The sequence below is a fragment of the Streptomyces sp. NPDC005962 genome (assembly GCF_040629205.1).
Lineage (GTDB): Bacteria > Actinomycetota > Actinomycetes > Streptomycetales > Streptomycetaceae > Streptomyces.
The window spans coordinates 649,255-662,394 of record NZ_JBEXVE010000002.1; the positions used below are offsets into that span (position 1 = coordinate 649,255).

Annotated in this window: 19 protein-coding genes; 2 read left to right on the top strand and 17 right to left on the bottom strand. The window is 69.6% G+C overall.

All coding sequences use genetic code 11. The features are described from left to right. Position 1: 1 nt before the first annotated feature. The 11 genes from ABZ370_RS06380 to ABZ370_RS06430 all read right to left on the bottom strand — a co-directional run bounded on the left by ABZ370_RS06380 (position 2) and on the right by ABZ370_RS06430 (position 5,623). Positions 2-370 carry a hypothetical protein gene (locus ABZ370_RS06380; RefSeq protein WP_358617205.1) on the bottom strand — a complete coding sequence of 123 codons (369 nt, stop codon included), beginning with the start codon at positions 368-370 and terminating at the stop codon, positions 2-4. Further along, the gene (locus ABZ370_RS06385) at positions 367-1,230 is read right to left on the bottom strand and encodes an isocitrate lyase/PEP mutase family protein (RefSeq protein WP_358617207.1); all 864 of its coding nucleotides are present in this window, start codon (positions 1,228-1,230) and stop codon (positions 367-369) included. Before ABZ370_RS06385 ends, ABZ370_RS06380 begins: the two co-directional genes overlap by 4 nt. Before the next feature lie 126 nt (positions 1,231-1,356). Continuing rightward, entirely contained in the window at positions 1,357-1,662 is a 306-nt protein-coding gene (locus tag ABZ370_RS06390) for a gas vesicle protein K (protein WP_358617210.1), read from the bottom strand. Positions 1,663-1,682: 20 nt separating this feature from the next. Continuing rightward, positions 1,683-1,892 (bottom strand): gas vesicle protein, encoded by a 210-nt coding sequence (locus tag ABZ370_RS06395; RefSeq protein ID WP_358617213.1) that lies wholly within the window; start codon positions 1,890-1,892, stop codon positions 1,683-1,685. Further along, positions 1,889-2,728 carry a GvpL/GvpF family gas vesicle protein gene (locus ABZ370_RS06400; RefSeq protein WP_358617216.1) on the bottom strand — a complete coding sequence of 280 codons (840 nt, stop codon included), beginning with the start codon at positions 2,726-2,728 and terminating at the stop codon, positions 1,889-1,891. The genes ABZ370_RS06395 and ABZ370_RS06400 overlap by 4 nt, the downstream gene beginning before the upstream one ends. Beyond that, entirely contained in the window at positions 2,725-3,138 is a 414-nt protein-coding gene (locus ABZ370_RS06405) for a gas vesicle protein (protein ID WP_358617219.1), read from the bottom strand. Before ABZ370_RS06405 ends, ABZ370_RS06400 begins: the two co-directional genes overlap by 4 nt. A gap of 2 nt (positions 3,139-3,140) precedes the next feature. Then, positions 3,141-3,395 (bottom strand): gas vesicle protein GvpG, encoded by a 255-nt coding sequence (locus tag ABZ370_RS06410; protein ID WP_358617222.1) that lies wholly within the window; start codon positions 3,393-3,395, stop codon positions 3,141-3,143. 11 nt (positions 3,396-3,406) lie between these two features. After that, positions 3,407-4,129, bottom strand: coding sequence for a GvpL/GvpF family gas vesicle protein (locus tag ABZ370_RS06415; RefSeq protein ID WP_358617225.1), 723 nt, complete (start codon positions 4,127-4,129; stop codon positions 3,407-3,409). Next, positions 4,126-4,497, bottom strand: a complete 372-nt coding sequence (gene gvpJ / locus ABZ370_RS06420; RefSeq protein WP_358617450.1) for a gas vesicle protein GvpJ — start codon at positions 4,495-4,497, stop codon at positions 4,126-4,128. Before gvpJ ends, ABZ370_RS06415 begins: the two co-directional genes overlap by 4 nt. A gap of 186 nt (positions 4,498-4,683) precedes the next feature. Continuing rightward, positions 4,684-4,992, bottom strand: coding sequence for a gas vesicle protein (locus tag ABZ370_RS06425; RefSeq protein ID WP_358617228.1), 309 nt, complete (start codon positions 4,990-4,992; stop codon positions 4,684-4,686). Between the two features lie 4 nt (positions 4,993-4,996). Then, complete coding sequence (locus ABZ370_RS06430) at positions 4,997-5,623, bottom strand: TetR family transcriptional regulator (protein ID WP_358617230.1); 627 nt, start codon at positions 5,621-5,623, stop codon at positions 4,997-4,999. 150 nt (positions 5,624-5,773) lie between these two features. On the opposite strand from ABZ370_RS06430, the gene ABZ370_RS06435 reads away from it, so the two are divergent. Both ABZ370_RS06435 and ABZ370_RS06440 read left to right on the top strand, forming a co-directional pair. Next, positions 5,774-6,964 (top strand): cytochrome P450, encoded by a 1,191-nt coding sequence (locus ABZ370_RS06435; protein WP_358617232.1) that lies wholly within the window; start codon positions 5,774-5,776, stop codon positions 6,962-6,964. Positions 6,965-6,969: 5 nt separating this feature from the next. Continuing rightward, complete coding sequence (locus tag ABZ370_RS06440; protein ID WP_358617235.1) at positions 6,970-7,188, top strand: ferredoxin; 219 nt, start codon at positions 6,970-6,972, stop codon at positions 7,186-7,188. Positions 7,189-7,218: 30 nt separating this feature from the next. On the opposite strand, the gene ABZ370_RS06445 is transcribed toward ABZ370_RS06440, so the two are convergent. From ABZ370_RS06445 to ABZ370_RS06470, 6 genes are all read right to left on the bottom strand, one after another. Further along, positions 7,219-8,064 (bottom strand): DUF4142 domain-containing protein, encoded by an 846-nt coding sequence (locus tag ABZ370_RS06445; protein ID WP_358617238.1) that lies wholly within the window; start codon positions 8,062-8,064, stop codon positions 7,219-7,221. Positions 8,065-8,292: 228 nt separating this feature from the next. Then, positions 8,293-8,694 carry a DUF3662 domain-containing protein gene (locus ABZ370_RS06450; protein ID WP_358617241.1) on the bottom strand — a complete coding sequence of 134 codons (402 nt, stop codon included), beginning with the start codon at positions 8,692-8,694 and terminating at the stop codon, positions 8,293-8,295. A 91-nt stretch (positions 8,695-8,785) separates the two neighbouring features. Then, on the bottom strand, positions 8,786-9,184 hold the full coding sequence (locus tag ABZ370_RS06455; protein ID WP_358617244.1) for an SseB family protein: 399 nt from the start codon (positions 9,182-9,184) through the stop codon (positions 8,786-8,788). A 186-nt stretch (positions 9,185-9,370) separates the two neighbouring features. After that, positions 9,371-10,162, bottom strand: coding sequence for a hypothetical protein (locus tag ABZ370_RS06460; RefSeq protein ID WP_358617247.1), 792 nt, complete (start codon positions 10,160-10,162; stop codon positions 9,371-9,373). 290 nt (positions 10,163-10,452) lie between these two features. Beyond that, entirely contained in the window at positions 10,453-11,493 is a 1,041-nt protein-coding gene (locus tag ABZ370_RS06465; RefSeq protein WP_358617250.1) for an NAD(P)-dependent alcohol dehydrogenase, read from the bottom strand. A gap of 214 nt (positions 11,494-11,707) precedes the next feature. Next, a complete protein-coding gene (locus ABZ370_RS06470) occupies positions 11,708-13,108 on the bottom strand; it encodes an MFS transporter (protein ID WP_358617252.1) in 1,401 nt (466 codons plus the stop codon). Positions 13,109-13,140 lie beyond the last annotated feature (32 nt).

Sequence of the window (13,140 nt, forward strand, 5' to 3'; positions counted from 1 at the left end):
GTCAATCACCGCTTTCGCTTTCGTGATCGCTGCCTGCCGTGCCCGCGCTGAGGAGCAGGGTGTCGAGGGTGCGGTCGATCTCCAGCCAGGAGTCCGCGTAGGAGTTGTCGATGACCACCAGGCCGATGTGCGACCCGGCGACCGGCGTGGGCTCCTCCGGCTCCTCGCCGGACGCGCCGGGACGGGGTGCGGGCGCGTCCGGCGCGGCGGCCCGTGCGGCCTGGCCGCCGTACAGCACGCTCGCGGTGGCCGCGAGGACGATTCCGGTAGCCGACGCCCGGGTGAAGCAGCTCTCTTTTCCCGGCTTTCGGTGACGGCCGGTTCCGGAGCGGAAAGGCGTGACGGATACGGAACGGGAAGCGCGGGTCATACCGCGGCCGGGTGGTGGTCGCGGTGATGCCTGCTGATGTTCCCCTCCAGCAGTTCCGTGGACCCCTTCACGCCGACGAAGTCGGTCTCCCCGGTATCCGGCAGCCGCCCGTCCGCCATTTTCAGATCGGCCAGCGCACCCTCGATCGCGCCGTGCGCGGCGAAAAGACACGGAGTGCTGTAGATCGCGATATCGACGCCGAGATCCGTCAGCTCGGAAAGCGAAAGCCGGGGTGATTTCCCGCCCGCGATCTGATTGAACAGCAGTGGTTTGTCGCCGACGACCTTGCGAATCCGGCGAATCCACTCCACGCTGCGCACCCCGTCGACGAGGACGACATCCGCGTCGGTCTCCGCCAGCGCGGCGGCCCGGCGCAGGATCTCCGCCTCCTCGGTGGCGTCCGTGCGCGCCACCACGATCATGTCCTTCCTGCTGCTCAGGACCAGGTTGAGCTTCTCCAGGTACTCGTCGAGCGGCAGCACCAGCTTCCCGTCCGCGTGTCCGCACCGGCGTGGCCGCTTCTGGTCCTCCAGGATCACCCCGGACGCGCCGCCGCGCTCCAGCCGCTGCACCACATGGCAGGCGACCTCGGGGTCCACATAGCCGTCGTCGATGTCCACGAGCAGATGGTGCCCGGGGAACGCCAGCCGCAGCCGCTCCGCGAAGTTCACCATGTCCGGCCAGGCGATGAATCCGATGTCCGGCAGCCCGTAGTACGATGCGGCGAATCCGAAACCGGAGACGAAGAAGCCGTTGTAGTGGCGGGCCGCGATCGACGCCGAGTACATGTCGTAGATGCCGATGAGTGGTGTGGTGCGAGAAGAGCCGATATCTTCTCGCAAGGCATTGCCGTACCGCATGATCTTCCCTTTCGGTTCGGGACCTATTCCGGTCCAGGGAAGAACTTGCCGGGACGGCCTTGTGGGGCGGTCGAGAGCACCTTGAGGTGCAGGCGGTGCGGATGAGGCGCCGCCCGCCGACCCGCCCTACGCCTGGCCCGCCGGGGACAGCAGGGTGCCCAGCGGGCCGAGGTCGAGGTTGAGATCCTCCATGCGCAGACCGTGCCGGTCGCACATCTCCTCCATGCGCTGCTGGAGGAGCATCAGCGTCATCCCGATCCGCTCCTCCTGCTCCTCCGTCAGATCCCCCTTGTCGACCCGGTGCAGCGCCTGGCGCTCCATCAGCTGACGCAGCAGCTCGACCACGGTCAGCACGAGCTGGGCCAGATCGCGTTCTACCGAGTCCGGATCGGTGCTCAGACGCTTTGCGGGGCGGTCGGGAGTGGCTGACATACGACAGGGGTTCCTTCCGGTCAGAGCAGCGGCGGAGCCGGGTGGGCGGCGTCGACGGGGGCGATGACCGCGCGCAGATCGATCCGGATGAGATCGACGCCCGCGATCGAGAGCACGAGGTCCCCGGCGAGGACGACCCCGCCCTGGAGCAGCCGGTCCAGGATGTCGATCAGGGCGACCTCGCGGCCCGCGAGAGCCCGGGCGTCCTCCTCGTCCAGCGCGGTACTCACGCGGACTCCTGGTGGGCGGCGGGTGCGGGTGGGAGGGCGAAGGAGTACGGCGCCCAGGGGCCGGTCACCTCGACCCGCACCCCCTCCTGGCCCTCGGCGGCGGCCAGGACGCGGGCGCGGAAGTCCGCGGCGCGGTCGGCGGGCACCAGGTAGGCGTCGTTGGCGATGTTCTCCCCTGGCTCCCCGCCGCCCACCCCGGCCAGCTCGCCGCGCTGCGGCCGGTGGGCGACCCGCTCCACGGCGATCTCCCCGGCCTCGTCGGCGATGCGCGCGGCCGTCCGTACCGCGGCCTGCCAGGCGTCCTCGGCGCCACGCCGCCGTCTGCGGCGCGCGGCGAGATAGGCCCGGCCCGGGCTGAGCCCGGCGTCCCCCGAGCCGTCCTCCGGCGCTCCGGACGCCTCTTCCCCTCCGCCGGTGTCCTTGGCGTCCGTATAGACCTTGACGCCCCACTCGACGCGCCCGGTCAGCCGCTCCAGCAGCGGCAGGAACTCGTCCCGGCGCTCCTGGAGCGTCTGCCGCACCCGGTCCTCGTCCCGGTAGACGGTGGCCAGCCGCAGCGGCAGCACGGCGCCCAGCGGGGCCAGCGCCGACACCACCCCGTGGTGCCCCCGGGCCAGCGACTCCAGCCGGGTCAGCTCCTCCAGACGCGCCTTGAGCGGCTCTTCCCCGAACTCCTCCGCCGGAACCGGGCCGACGGCCGCGGCGAGGTCCCCGGTCTCCACGAGCCCCACCTGCTCGTCGGCCACCCCGCGCAGCGCGGCCACCGCCCGCGCGGCCTCCGGGGTGGGGCGCAGCACCGCGTAGGCGTACACCATGTGCTCTGCGATATCGGTCACCCGTCCACGCTCCTGTCGCCCCTGTCGCTCGTGCCTTGGTTCTGTGCCCGCAGAGCCTCGATCTCGGCGCGCAGCCGTGCGTTCTCCTCGCCGAGCGACCGCTGCGCCCCGCCGTCCCCGCCGTCTGTGCCGCTCTCCACCGCCGGGGTCCGGGCGCGCGAGGAGAGCGACGGGTCGTGCTCCCACCAGTCGATGCCCATCTCCTTCGCCTTGTCGACGGAGGCGACGAGCAGCCGGAGTTTGATGGTGAGCAGTTCGATGTCGAGCAGGTTGATCCGGATGTCGCCCGCGATCACCACGCCCTTGTCCAGCACCCGTTCCAGGATGTCGGCCAGCGACGGGGCGGCCTGCTGGTCGTAGGAGGCGGGCAGGCGCGGCGGGCCCAGCCTGCCCGCTACCGGTTCTGGCATCGTCACGGGGCTCGTCTCTGTTCGTGGTGCCGTTCCAGCTCTTCCAGCCGGTCCAGCAACTCGTTCTCGCGGCGGTCGTATTCGTCCTCGTCGATCCGCCCGGCCAGCAGCTCCTGTTCCAGCGCGGTGAGGGCGCGCCGGACCGGCGCCGGGTCGTAGTACTGGTCCTCGGCGGCCACGAGCACCTGCTCGGCGACCCAGACGGTCGCGCGCACCGGCGCGAGCGGAAAGGTGAGGAGCCCGGTCAGCAGTCCCACGGCGCCCGTCCTCAGGCCACGAAGCTGTACGGGGGCAGCGGGCCGCGCAGCCGGAAGTCGTAGCCGTCGCCGTAGCCCCGCGCCAGCTGCTGGGCGGCCTGCGAGAACTCCTCGGCGCGGCCCCGCTCCACCAGGAACGAGGCGTTGAGGAAGTCGTCCCCGGCCGGGGACGACACCACGTTGGTGCGGGCCATCCCGGACAGGGAGCCGACGACCTGCTCGGCGAGTCTCTGCTGCCGGACCCCCAGCTGACGGGCGATCAGCTCGCCGAAGGCCACCCGGTCCTCGTACGAACCCCGGCCGTCGCGGGTGCGCTCGTTGAGCCGCCGCGCGTCGTCGGACTCGGTCAGCACCTCCCGCAGCAGGTCGTCCTGGGAGCGCGCCGCCTTCAGATTGAACTCCGCGGTGGCGTCCAGCTCATCGAGGCCGCGGACGTACTCCTCGCGCTTGGCGTCCAGCGCCGACTTCACCGCGACCTCGTCGGGGGCGAGCAGCCCGAACCGCATCGGCAGCACCGCCCCGTCCTTCATCAGCCGCTCCTGCACCTCCTGATGGGCGGACAGGTCACGGCGCTTGGGGCGCAGGGTCTCCGGCGCGGGGCTCACCACGCCCGTCAGCGGGCCGCTGGTCACCGCGCGGGGTGCGCCGGGCAGACCGCCCACCGCGCGCAGCCCCTCCAGCCGCAGCGGATGATCGGAGCGGGTGATCGCGTAGAGGTAGAGGTGCACGGTCACTTGTCCTTGTCATCGTCGCCGCCGAACACATTGCCGATGGCGTCGATGGCGCCGCTCAGCGCGCCCTCCGTCTTGCCCCGGGCGCCGCCCTCGACGATGGTGCCGACGATGTCGCTGAGCTTGTCCGGGGCCTTGCGGCCGGACTCCAGGTCGAGGCGGTTGCACGCCTCGGCGAAGCGCAGATAGGTGTCCACGCTGGCGATCACGATCCGTATGTCGATCTTCAGGATCTCGATGCCCACGAGAGAGACCCGGATGAAGACATCGATGACGAGGCCGCGGTCCAGAATGAGTTCGAGGATGTCGAAAAGGCTTCCGGTCCCTGAACCGGTCGAGGGTGTGGCTGGTACTCCGCCGCTCTGCGTCATGACGGTCACGTGTGGTCGTCCTCTCGCTTGGCTCGGTCTGCCCGCCTGCTGGTACGGGCGGGACGGCGCCGGTGTTCACCCTTGATCCGGGCGAAACACGTGTGCCGCACAACGAAGAGCGCCCCGCGCCGCCGGAACTCGGCGGCGCGGGGCGCGGGAGGACGGGATCAGGGAGAAAAGGTGCGGTCAGCGGCCGCGGTCGAGCTGGCCGCGGGCGTAACGGCGCAGCCGCTCGTAGCCCAGGAGCATGCCCTCCGCGTCGAGGGTCACCCGGTACGAGGCCATGATGGTCATGGTGTCCGGCACCCGTTCCAGCTCCACCACCTCCACATCGGCCACCCATCCGTCCTGGCTCGGCTGCAGCGCGGAGACGGACTCCGGCGCGGTGCCCAGCAACTCGCCCAGTTGCCGCGCCGCGCCACGCATGGCCTGGGCCGCGGGAACCCGGCGCGGCCGGTTGTTCGTGTCCGGGGTGCCCGGATCATTGCTCGTCATGGTCCTACCGTGCCAAGTCGGCGGAGTATGTGGAGTGCGGATCGCCAAAGCGTGTGACCGGCAAATCCTCCAGCAAGGTGGCCAGCGCGCCGGTGACGAGCGCGCACACCTCGTCCGGATCGGCCTCGGCGAGCGACTCCTTGCCCACGACCACCCGCATCAGACCGATGCCCAGCATCCACGACAGCGCCAGGTCCGCGCGCAGCCCGCGGTCCTCGGCGCTGCTCAGGGAGGCCAGCACCCGGGCGTAGTCGTCGCTTATCTCACGCACCGCGGTACCGAGCTCGTCGCCGCTGCCGACCGAGCGCAGCATGGTGGCCAGCGCACGGTCCTCCGGCGCCCGGTCACCGTGTCCGAGCATGCCGCGCAGCGCGGTCTCGAACAGCTCTCTCGGTGGTGTGGTGTGCAGCTGTTCCTGGCCACCGTGCGCCACCACCTCTCCGAACAGGGCCCGTTTCGAGCCGAAGTAGCGGAACAGCAGCGCCTGGTTCACCCCGGCGCGCTCCGCGATGTCCCGTACGGTGGCCCGTTCGTACCCCCGCTCGGCGAACAGCGCCGACGCCGCCTCCAGCAGCATCCGCCGTGTGCCCTGCGCGTCCCGCCGAGGTGTTTCCGGTGTGGTTCCACCCATCATCCGCTCCTGTCGTCGGCTGTCCGCCCCACCGCTGGCCGCCTCGATACCCCCGTCGGAGCGTCAGAACACCGGCCGAGAGGCGCCGTTGACCGTATCAAGGGGACCGCCCTAGCTTTGTAAGCACGTGCTTACGCCAGGGAGATCACGATGACCACAGCGGAGACCACCCCCCTCGCCTACCCCTTCAACCACCACGACGGCCTGGAGCTGTCCAAGGCCTATGAGGACGCGCGCCACCACCCCGGACTGCTCCGGGTGCGCATGCAGTACGGCGAACCCGCCTGGCTGGCCACGCGGTACGCCGACGCTCGGCTGGTCCTCGGCGACCTGCGCTTCAGCCGCGCGGAGGCCCTGAACCGGGATACGCCACGACAGGGCGAGGGGCGCACGGACGGCGGCATCCTGAGCATGGACCCGCCCGACCACACCCGGCTGCGCACCCTCGTGGCCAAGGCGTTCACCGTCCACCAGGTGGAGAAACTCCGTCCGTACGTACGGGAGTTGACGCACCAGCTGCTGGACGAGCTGGAGGCCGCCGGACCACCCGCCGACCTCGTGGACCGCTACGCGCTGCCCATCCCGGTCGCCGTGATCTGCCGGCTGCTCGGGGTGCCGGAGGAGGACCGGCCGAAGTTCCGCGTGTGGAGCGACGCCGCCCTGTCCACCAGCTCCCTGAGCGCGGCCGAGTGGGAGCGCAACCGCGAGGAACTGCGCGCGTATATGGCCCGGTTGGTGCAGGAACACCGGGAGGCCCCGCGCGACGACATCATGACGTCCCTGATCGATGCCCGGGACGGGGGCGACCGCCTCTCCGAGCTGGAACTCGTCGATCTGTGCGTCGCCATCCTCGTCGCCGGGCACGAGACCACGGCCACCCAGATCCCCAACTTCGTGATGGTGCTGCTCGACCACCCCGGCGAGCTGCGCCGGCTGCGCGAGGAGCCCGAGCTGCTCAAGGGCGCCATCGAGGAGCTGATGCGGTTCGTCCCGCTCGGCGCGAGCGCCTCCCAGGCCCGCTACGCCACCGAGGACATCGAGGTGGGCGGCACCCTGGTACGGGCCGGGGAGCCCGTCCTGGTGGCCGTCGGCTCGGCCAACCGCGACGCGCTGCGCTTCGACGAACCGGGCAGGCTCAACGTCGCCCGCCCCGCCACCAAGCACCTGGGATTCGGCCACGGAGTGCACCACTGTCTGGGCGCGTCGCTGGCCCGCCTGGAGTTGCAGGAGGCCCTCGGCGCGCTCGTCGACCGCTTCCCGAACCTGCGCCTGGCCGGGGACGTGGTGTGGAAGGACCAGATGCTGGTTCGGGGGCCGCGGGTCATGCCGGTGGGGTGGTGACCCCGATGACATGGAAGGCCGAGGTCGACGGCGACCGGTGCATGGCGTCCGGCATGTGCGCCGGGATCGCGCCCGATCTGTTCGTCCTTGACGACGAGCGGGCGCGTCCGCTGAGCGAGGAGGTTCCGGAGGAGGAGCGGGTGCTGGACGTGGCGGACTCCTGCCCGGCGCTGGCCATCACCATCGTCGACGGGGGAGCGACGGTGGTCGGGCCGCGTCCCTGAGTGGCGTTGTAGAGGGCCACTCAAGGCACGTTACGGAACGGTGGGCGGTGAGGACACGGCGGGCGGCGTCGTGATCCCGCCGGCCCCGCTCGCCGCGCCCACCCCGGCGCCGTTGACCACGTTCGGGTCGAGGCTCTGCTCGCCCCCCTTGTCCGCCGTGCTGACGGCGTTGGGCGGGGGCGTGGGCTTGGACGTGCCGACGATGAACGTGGGCTCGCCCGGGGCGGGCTTGGGCGGCGTGGTGAACGCCGGGCCCTGGGTCGGGGTGGTGGTGATGTCCGAGACGGCGGAGTCGAAGTTCACCATCCCCGTCTTCTCCATCTGGGTGATGTGGTCGAGCACGGTGTTGTTGGCCTGGGACGCGAGCTTGCGCACCAGCGAGTTCTTGCTGGTCTGCCGGATCTTGGCGATGGAGCTGAAGATCTGACCGTGGGTCACGCGCAGGATGTTCGCGTAGTAGGTGTCGAAGTCCTTGCCGGTCTTCGCGTTCATCGTGTCGAGGAAGCTCTGTTGTTGTGGCGTCGGTTTGTTGGGCAGGGTGATGCCGAGTTTGGGGGCGATCTCGCGGCTGATGGCGTCCAGCAGCTGGTGGCCGTCGAGCAGATGCTTACCGGCCGTCTTGACCTGCTCCGTCGTCCCCTTCTCGAGTCCGATCTTCCCGGCCGGGTATTCCCACAGCCCGGCCAGCCGCACCTTGACCACGAAGTCCCGGTCGGACCCGCTGAGCGGCCCGAACTGGTTGTCCGTCATCTTCGAGAGGTTCGTGGCGGATTCCTGCGTCAGCCCGGTCATCACGGGCGAGACGATCACGGCGAGGGTGACCACTACCGAGCCGATGAGCAGTGAGGTGCCTGTCACAAAGTACCGTGATCGCATGGAGCCTCCTGGCGGGGACCGCTTGTCGTTGTACGGAGCAGGTGTCGCATCGTGCTGATGTCAGTCGATCGCTGACACCAGTGAATACGGACCGTTCACTTCCGTCGCTCAGACATCTCGCGGTTTTTTACCCGCTCTTGGGTGGACGCGCCGTGACCTGGACGGTCGCCGCGGCCCCGTCATGGGAGGAGGCCCGGGGGCGTGGAGGAGGCGTGGAGGCGGGGCCGGTTACCGGGGGTTGTCGGCGAAGGCGTCCGCGCGGATGTGGGTCAGCGGGGAGGCGGCCACCCGGTACCGCCCGTTGGGCACCTGGTCCGACTTGGCGACATGGACGGCGAGCGGGCCCGCCCACTCGTAGCCCTGCTTCTCCGCGTGCCGCAGCAGGCTGTCCATCAGCGTCTGGCCCGCCTGCTTGCCGTGCCGGGACAGCTCCTCGTACACCTCGTCGGACAGCTCGACGTCAAAGGCGTTGGGCACGACCACCCGGCTCGCGCTGCACACCACCGCCTGGCTGTCGCATTCCTCCCGCAGGGCGCCGAGGAGTTCCACCGGTTCGGTGGGGAACACCTTGGCGAGCAGTGTGTCCTCGAAGCGCTCTATCGCTCGTTCGATCCGGGTCAGCGTGTCCATGCTCACACGGGTGCCCGAAAAGGAGCGGGTGTATGTGCGCGACTACGGTCCGCACATACACCCGCTCCCTGGGTGAACATAAGGTGAGCGCTCAGCCGGCGGCGCGGCTGAGCAGGGTCTTGACCCCGGTGGCCGTCAGCGTGACCGCTTCCGGGGCGCCCGCGTCGATGGTCAGCGAAAGCTCCTCGGAGGGCCAGCCCTGAGCCAGCGCGCCCAGCGGCACCTGGTGGTAACGCTCGATCTGGGGCAGCGCCTGGTGCATGCGCTCCGGAGTGGTGAAGACCGGCACCAGCTGGGCGCCGTCCTCCTGCTGGAACACCGGCAGGGTCACCGCCTGCGGATCGGTGTTCTCGGCGCTCTCGGCGGCGGGAAGCAGGACCTCACTGCCGGCGAGAGTGTTCAGCGCGGACTCGTCCGCACGGTCGGCGGCCAGCTCGCTCAGGGCGTGCTGGGTGGCGGTAACGGTGTTGTCGTCGGGAAGAGCAGTCATGATTCCGTCCAAGATCGGGATATGCGAGTGGCCGTGCCCGGGAGCGGGCGTCCTGGCCACGGCTGGCTCGAATACCCGGTTGTATGGCACTCACACATCCCGTGGCGGAGTGATTTCGTTTTCTGCTCGGGTATCCGCTCGGACGCCGCTCAAGGATGCTGCTCGGACGCCGTTCAAGGCTGCCGCTCAGGTGCCGCGGTACGCCTTGTAGTTCCGGAAGAGCAGATACGTGTCGAGGATGTCGGAGGACGCGCTCTCGACCGACCGGTAGATGCCCCACTTGGGCCGCTGGTAGTCGCCCTGGTCCGGCATCTTCACGTTCGACATGCTGCCCTGCACCGCGACCGGGGCGCCGGAACCGGTGCCGTTGCGCGCCGTGAACGTGGCCTTTCCGCTGGACCCGACGGTCAGATTCCACTCGATGGTGATCCACTTGTTGCGCAGCGGCGAGAGGTCGGTCGAGGCGATGTCCGGCGAGCCGGAGTTCGCGTAGGCCCGGGCCCGCAGCGTTTCCTTGCTGCCGCTGCGGCCGAGGTCCAGGGTGAGGTACGGGCCACCGTTGTCGACCGGGGTCTTGGTCTGGAAGATGTGCGTGAACTTGCTGGTCCCGTGCAGCGAGGACGGCATGTACATCTCGTAGGAGAGGGTCCAGGTCTCCCCGTCCTTCATCTTGAGCTTGGTGCCGCCCTGCATCATCCCCTTGGACTCGGTGCGCTGGCGGTCGCCGTCGCCGGTGGTGTCCCGGTCGTCCTTCCAGATGTTGAAGCGGTAGTGGTCACCGTCTTCGATCACGACGTAGTCCCGGTCGGGGTGCTGATTGCCGCGGTCGGCCTCGATGCCCTCGAAGGCCTTGAGCCCGACGCCGGACGGGCTGGGATTCCAGACCAGTTGCGGCGCCCGGGCGGCAGCGGCGGCCGGGGAGGCGCCCGATGTCAGCTGCCCGAGGAGGGGCACACCGGCGGCGGCCGTGGCGGTCATGGAGCCGAGTAACGTCCGACGATTGAAACCGCGTGGAGCGGAGTCTTCTGCCATGTGGGGTCCCTGTGGAGGAGGTCGGAGGAGCGGGGAAGGGTTGATTCTGCGCGTCTGCGCGTGCGTGGCGCGTACATACGATGGACTGGACCATTGTGGTCGTCAAGGCTCGCGACACGGTTATTCATCCCATGTCTTGGTAACGACCTCGGCGGCCGCTCCCGGGAGGGGGAGCGGCCGCCGAGGTCGGAAACACGCTCTGCGGACACAGAGTTGACGGAGCGTCAGGCTGGGTATCAGATCGTGCCGGCGTCGATGACGAACCGGTAGCGGACGTCGCTGGCGAGCACTCGCTCGTAGGCGGTGTTGATCTCCTCGGCGGGGATGGTCTCGATCTCGGAGCCCACCCCGTGCTCGGCGCAGAAGTCGAGCATCTCCTGTGTCTCGGCGATGCCGCCGATGAACGAACCGGCGAGCGTCCGGCGGCCCATGACCACGGAGAAGAGGTTGAGCGAGATGGGCTCCTCCGGGAGGCCCACGTTCACCAGCGCGCCGTCCGTCTTCAGCAGCTTCAGGTACGCGCCGAAGTCCAGCGGTGCGGACACCGTGGACAGGATGATGTCGAAGGTGTCGGCCAGTTCCTTGAAGGTCTGCGGGTCGCTGGTCGCGTAGTAGTGGTCGGCGCCGAGCCGCAGCCCGTCGTCCTGCTTGCGCAGCGACTGGCTGAGCACGGTGACCTCCGCGCCCATCGCGTGCGCGAGCTTGACCGCCACGTGGCCGAGGCCGCCCATGCCGAGGACGGCGACCTTGCTGCCCGGCCCGGCGTTCCAGTGGCGCAGCGGGGAGTACGTGGTGATACCGGCGCACAGCAGCGGGGCGGCCACGTCGAGCGGCAGCGCGTCCGGGATGCGCAGCACGTAGTTCTCGTCGACGACGATGCCGGTGGAGTAGCCGCCCTGGGTGATCTCGCCGTACTTGTCGGTGGCGGCGTAGGTGGCGGTCTCGCCCCGGGCGCAGTACTGCTCCAGGCCCTTGCGGCAGTTCTCGCACTCGCGGCAGGAGTCCACGAAGCAGCCGACGCCCACCCGGTCGCCTACGGAGTACTTGGTGACACCGGGGCCGACCTCGCTGACGACACCGGCGATCTCATGGCCCGGCACCAGCGGGAAGGGCACCTCGCTCCAGCCCTGTCGGACCTGGTGGATGTCCGAGTGGCAGATGCCCGAGTACGTGATGTCGATCGCCACGTCGAACTCGCCCACCGGGCGGCGCTCGATCGTGGTGCGCTCCAGCGGGGCCTTGGGGGCAGGTGCGGCGTATGCGGCAACGGTACTCATGGGGCGATTCACTCCTTGCGGTGGTTCCGTGTCCGGTCTCCTTCGATTCCATGGCCGAACACCGTGACAAGGGTGCCAAGGCGAGGCAGGAGTGGCCAAAAGTAGGGTCAACCTGCGAAGATAGGGGCTAGCGGGGAAGGAACGTCCCGAGCGGGCCGCCGGTGGGTGCCGACGACCCGCCCGCGTCAGGGGTGACGAGAGGGAACGTTCCTGGTCATGCGGGTTGGTGCGGGCCCTTCGCCACTGCCTCGGCGGGCACCGGGCCGGTGGCGTCGACCGGGATGTTCAGATCGCGGTCCAGGGTTTCCGGGGTCATCCGGGTCGTGATGAGACTCACGGCCGCGACCACCGTCATATAGACCGCGACCGGTATCCAGGAGCCGGTGAACGCGGTGAGCAGCGCGCTGCAGACCAGCGGTGCGATGCCGCCGCCGATCACCGAGGAGAACTCCCGGCCCAGGGCGACCCCGGCGTAGCGGTAGCGGTTTCCGAACAGCTCGGGGAAGTAGCTCATGTGCACCCCGACCAGGCCCTGACAGGCCAGGATGAAGCCGACCGCGATGGCCACCACGATGGCCACATCGGAGCCGGAGTTCAGCGCGATGAACGTCGGGGCGGGCAGCAGCACCATGGCGCTGAGGATGAACGTACACACCGGGCGCCGTCCGATACGGTCCGACAGGGTGCCGAACGCGATGGCCGCCACGCCGCCGCACAGGGAGCCGAGCAGCAGCACCTCGGGCACGAAGCTCTTCTCGACGCCCACGCTGGACACCAGGTAGGAGGCCATGAACACCTGGTAGGTGTACGACTGCGTGCTGACCCCGAAGTTCATGAGGATCACCAGCACCAGGGGCTTGCGGCCGTGCTTGAACACTTCCTTGACCGGTGAGGCGGGCCGCTCCTGCTGGGCCTTCAAGTCCTTGAAGACCGGGCTCTCGTTCAGCTTGCGGCGCATGATCATGGCGGCCGCGGTCACCAGGAGGCTGCTGGCGAAGACCACGCGCCAGCCCCAGGACATCAGGGCGTCCTCGGGCAGCTGTTGGGCCAGCATCCAGGCCACCGCGCCCAGCGCGGTACCGAGCGCCGCCCCCGTCATGACCAGGGACGATAGCCTGCCGCGCCGCCCGGTGGCGGCCGTCTCGGTGAGCAGGGTGGCGCCTCCGGCCTGTTCGGCGCCCGCGCCGAAGCCCTGGGCCATGCGGCAGATCAGCAGCAGGATCGGGGCGAGGATGCCCACCGCCCCGTACGTCGGGAGCAGGCCGATGGCGAGGGTGGAGCCGCCCATGAGGAACAGGGTGGCGATCAGTACCCACTTGCGGCCGAGGCGGTCCCCGTAACGGGAGAAGAAGAGCCCGCCCAGCGGCCGGGCGGCGAAGCCGACGGCATAGGTGCTGAAGCTGGCGAGGAGGCCCACGGACGCCGAGACATTGGGGAAGAACAGATCGCTGAAGATCAGCGCCGAGGCGGTTCCGTAGATGACGAAGTCGTACTGTTCGAGCGCGGTGCCGACCAGACCGGCCCAGGCCGCGCGGCGTACCGCGCGCGGGTCGGCGGACGGCTCACCGGGTGGTGCGGTGGCCGGTGGCGGGGGAGTGGTGGTGTTGCTCTCCATGATCCATGCCTCCTTGAACGGATCGGGGTCCG